This window comes from Psychrobacillus sp. (assembly GCF_056205495.1).
Genome location: NZ_JBAEAP010000551.1, coordinates 1 through 4,147, shown reverse-complemented (window position 1 = coordinate 4,147; position 4,147 = coordinate 1). Strand labels below are relative to the sequence as shown.

Below are 4,147 nucleotides of genomic sequence, written 5' to 3'. Positions count from 1 at the left end.
GATCTTGCTATTTTGGATGTGATGATTCCAGGGCTGGATGGCTTTTCGATTGGACGGCGCATGAAGAAGGAGAAGGGGGACCTGCCTATTTTAATGCTTTCGGCGCGGACCGCGGTGGACGATAAGATAGAGGGGCTTAATTTTGCAGATGATTATTTGACGAAGCCGTTTCATCCGGATGAGCTGGCTGCTCGTGTTGAGGTCCTATTACGGAGATACCAAAAAAATGAAGATGTATTGAGACTTCAGCATCTGACCATACATACTAAGGATATGCGCATAGTGGACAATGAGACGAATGAAGAAATCCAGTTAACTGGCAAGCAGTATCATCTGCTACAATTTTTTATTCGTCATCTCAATCAAATCCTAACGAAGGAACAGCTGTATGAAGGGGTTTGGGGAGAGCGATACATGGAGGGGGATAAGACGCTGATGGTTCATATTCGTTACTTACGGGAAAGAATTGAACAGAACCCGGCGAAGCCGACCATTATTGAAACAATCCGCGGTATAGGATATAGGGTAAAACTATGAAGAGATTATTCCAATCCTTACTAGCAAAGTATATGCTGCTGATTTTGTTAGCGATGTTTATCGTTCAGGCTGCATACTTGATTATTGCCTTGTTTGTGTTTGGTGTTTCCTATAATTCTGGGGAAACGCAAAATAAAGGTGCGGTTGAGGAAAATGCAGTAGAGGACAAATGGCATCAGGAAGCAAACGCAATGCAAAACGCCACAATCGAATCCGTTCAACAGGTTTTTGAACGTTGGAAGGAGCAGTATCCACGAGCATCCATGTTTTGGGTGGATGGACAAGGGAAACTCGCGAGCCAAAAGGATGCACAGGATGGGCTTCCTGCAGAGTGGTCGCCTGCCTATACGGCAAAGTTTATCAAACAGCGTTATGGAGGGAACCCTTTTACGGTTATTGCATTTGTCGGACAAGATGAGACGAACGGCTTCGTTGTACTCGAGCTGCCAAGGTCCGAGTTTGATCCGCCACTTGCCAATATGTATGACAGATATGGACTCATTTTCATAACAGGTGTGATGGCTATCATTTTCCTGTTCCTATTCATGTCCTTTCTATTCTTTCGAAGCATTCGAAAGCGGTTATTGCATTTACAGGAGGCAATGGAAATACGGGATGTAGACGGGCTGCCAATTGGGATTCCGGTGAAAAAGAAGGACGAGATCGGACAGCTTGAAAAGACATTCAATCAAATGGTAGGTGAGCTGAGGGAAAGCAAGCAGCGCGAACAGAAGGAGGAGCAGCTACGTAGAGAGCTGATCGCCAATCTGTCTCATGACTTGCGTACTCCATTAACGAAAATAAGAGCTCAAGCGTATTCGATTGCAAAAGAGGATTTATCTGACGAAGGAAAGAAAGCGATCCAATCGCTTGAGTCCTCGGTTGTGAATGTGGACAGACTCATTGAAAATCTGATGTCATATACGCTGCTCATGGCTAGTAAATACAAATTTGAGTCGAAGGAAATGGACGTTGTCCGCTATGTAAAGGAATGTCTAGCTTTATGGTATCCCGTATTCGAAAAGGAAGGGTTTGAAGTGGACGTCCACTTGGTCCCTTTTGCACAAAATAACTGGAGAATTGACCCGATTTGGTTAGGGAGTATACTAGATAATTTATTGCAAAACGTGCTTCGCCATGCAAAGAATGGGGCTTATGTTTGCGTCAAAACGGAAACTACCGACCAATACGATGCTATCGTTATTTCCGACAGAGGGAAAGGCATGAAAAACGAATCCGATGAAGCTGGAGCAGGAATAGGCTTATCCATCGTGGATATGATGGTGAAGGGCATGAAGCTGGACTGGGACATGGAGTCTAGTGAAAAGGGAACGACTATCAAATTGAAAAAATACAAGTAATGGTGTATGAGAATAACTGAATAAGTAACCGAAAAACGCATAGATCCTTACATCTATGCGTTTTATTCTGCATATTTCACATTGTACAATCGGGATTCTTGTTAACACTCTAGGTACCAGAATCTACAAGGGTGATAAGCCTACCAAGGTGGCCTTTTTAATAGGAATCAGTCGGTTTTTGCTCATAATCGGTCGGTTCGGGTCAAAAATCGGTCGGTTTCTTCGAATAATCGGTCGGTTCGGAACAAAAATCGGTCGGTTTCCTCGAATAATCGGTCAGTCAAAGAAGATCAAGTGGAAGAAATACAAGTAATGCAGTATGAGAAAAAATATAACTAAATAAGTAACCGAAAAACGCATAGACCATTACGTCTATGCGTTTTTCCTTTGCCTTATTTTCTACAATCATTGTCAGCTATAATTAACCAATAATAGACCAAAGAGTACACAAGAGGTTACAAGATTGACAAGGGTAATAATATATTGTCTTTCTTCTCGTTCGTATTTATATTCTACATAAGCGCGGAGACTAAGTAAAACAACGCCAATAGCAATTAGTAAATAGACCCATACCCAATGCTGCACAAACCAAAATAAACCAATGATAATAATTACTAGAACAAACAAGAATATTTCTATCCATTTATGTGTATTATTCACAAATTTAAAAAACCTATCAGGAGTAGTAATGTTATATTTCCGTCTTAAAAAGTACTGTAAAACGAAACTGATAACCATTAATAAAAAAACTAAAGCAATATACATATCGACAGTCATCATTCAACACCCCTTTCTACCTGAAACGTTCATTTCTATATAATGTATTTTAACACAATAAATACCTGAATATTCAAATACTTTTAATATAACAAGCTCACATTGTCAGCACCCCATTCCCACCACTATTTTTTAAACAAAATTTAACCTTTCCCCTTACGTTCTTTTAACCTTTCATCTTTAACATAGATAAAGAGGTGAGGGAAATGGAATATGTAGTACAAACAAATAATTTATCGAAGCGTTTTGGAAAAGAAGTAGCCGTAGAAGGGCTGAATATGAAAATACGTAAGGGAGAAATTTACGGATTTTTAGGACCGAATGGAGCAGGCAAAACAACGACCATCCGTATGCTATTAGGGCTGATGAAGGCGTCGTCCGGCACGATTCAAATCTTTGAAAAGGATTTACATAAAGAGCGCATCAATATTTTAAAAAGAGTGGGTTCCCTAGTAGAGAACCCATCCTATTATCCCCATTTAACGGCGTATGAAAATTTAGAGGCGTTACGGAAGATCCTAGGGGTATCGAAAACAAGAATCCACGAGGTTTTAGAGATTGTCCGATTATCTGAGGTGGCCAATAAAAAGGTTAAAGGATTCTCGTTGGGAATGAAGCAACGCCTAGGGATAGCGGCATCTCTATTAAACAGTCCGGAGCTATTAATATTAGATGAGCCAACGAACGGGCTGGACCCATCCGGGATTATCGAAATTCGCAACCTGATTAAACAGCTACCCGCTGAAACTGGGATGACTATTTTAATCTCCAGTCATTTATTGTCCGAGATTGACCAAATGGCAACGACCGTTGGAATCGTTTCAAAAGGAAAAATGATTTACCAGGATTCCATCGAGGCTCTCCGCATGCATGCTAAGCAAAAGATTTTACTGAAGGTGAGTAATAGTGAGCAGGCATGGCGTTCGTTATTAGGAAACGGCATAAAAGCAGAGTGGCAGGACGGCATCATTCTACTGTCTGAGCATTCCGATGAAAAAGTATCGAAAGCGATCCATACCCTCGTGCACGGAGGCTACTCCATTTACCGAGTGGAAGAGGAAAAAAGATCGTTAGAGGATACATTCCTTCAAATGACCGCAGAGGAGAAGGTCGTATGATTGGAAAACTGATAAAGGCAGACTTTTTGAAAATAAAGCGAAAAGGGCTATGGTTTCTAGCATTTTTAGGTCCGTTCGGAGTGATTGCATTGCAAATGGTCAACTACGGCGTACGGAAGGATTATTTACTAAAGCAAAGTGACGATGATTGGGGATATTATTTAGCAAACGTACACTCGTTTACCCCCTTGGCGCTTGTGTTAGGAATCGCCATTTTGACTTCATTTATAGCAAGTATAGAAAATGAGACGAATGCATGGAAGCAGCTGATTTCATTGCCGGTCTCCAAAATGGAAGTGTATTTATCGAAGTTCACGGTTTTAGCCAGCTTACTATTCGTGTCTTCCTTGCTCG

General features: G+C 41.1%; 5 protein-coding genes. 4 read left to right on the top strand and 1 reads right to left on the bottom strand.

The window, feature by feature from the left end:
- Both AC06OU_RS15645 and AC06OU_RS15640 read left to right on the top strand, forming a co-directional pair.
- Positions 1-537: response regulator transcription factor (locus AC06OU_RS15645; protein WP_475857010.1), on the top strand; the 537-nt coding region annotated here is incomplete at its 5' end.
- Positions 534-1,898 carry a HAMP domain-containing sensor histidine kinase gene (locus AC06OU_RS15640; RefSeq protein WP_475857008.1) on the top strand — a complete coding sequence of 455 codons (1,365 nt, stop codon included), beginning with the start codon at positions 534-536 and terminating at the stop codon, positions 1,896-1,898. The genes AC06OU_RS15645 and AC06OU_RS15640, both read left to right, overlap by 4 nt.
- Before the next feature lie 411 nt (positions 1,899-2,309).
- Here AC06OU_RS15640 and AC06OU_RS15635 read toward each other — a convergent pair whose 3' ends face one another.
- Positions 2,310-2,678, bottom strand: a complete 369-nt coding sequence (locus AC06OU_RS15635; protein ID WP_475857006.1) for a DUF4181 domain-containing protein — start codon at positions 2,676-2,678, stop codon at positions 2,310-2,312.
- A 203-nt stretch (positions 2,679-2,881) separates the two neighbouring features.
- On the opposite strand from AC06OU_RS15635, the gene AC06OU_RS15630 reads away from it, so the two are divergent.
- Together AC06OU_RS15630 and AC06OU_RS15625 are read left to right on the top strand one after the other, a co-directional pair.
- Positions 2,882-3,793 (top strand): ABC transporter ATP-binding protein, encoded by a 912-nt coding sequence (locus tag AC06OU_RS15630; RefSeq protein ID WP_475857004.1) that lies wholly within the window; start codon positions 2,882-2,884, stop codon positions 3,791-3,793.
- On the top strand, positions 3,790-4,147 hold a 358-nt coding region (locus AC06OU_RS15625; RefSeq protein ID WP_475857002.1), incomplete at its 3' end, for an ABC transporter permease. The genes AC06OU_RS15630 and AC06OU_RS15625, both read left to right, overlap by 4 nt.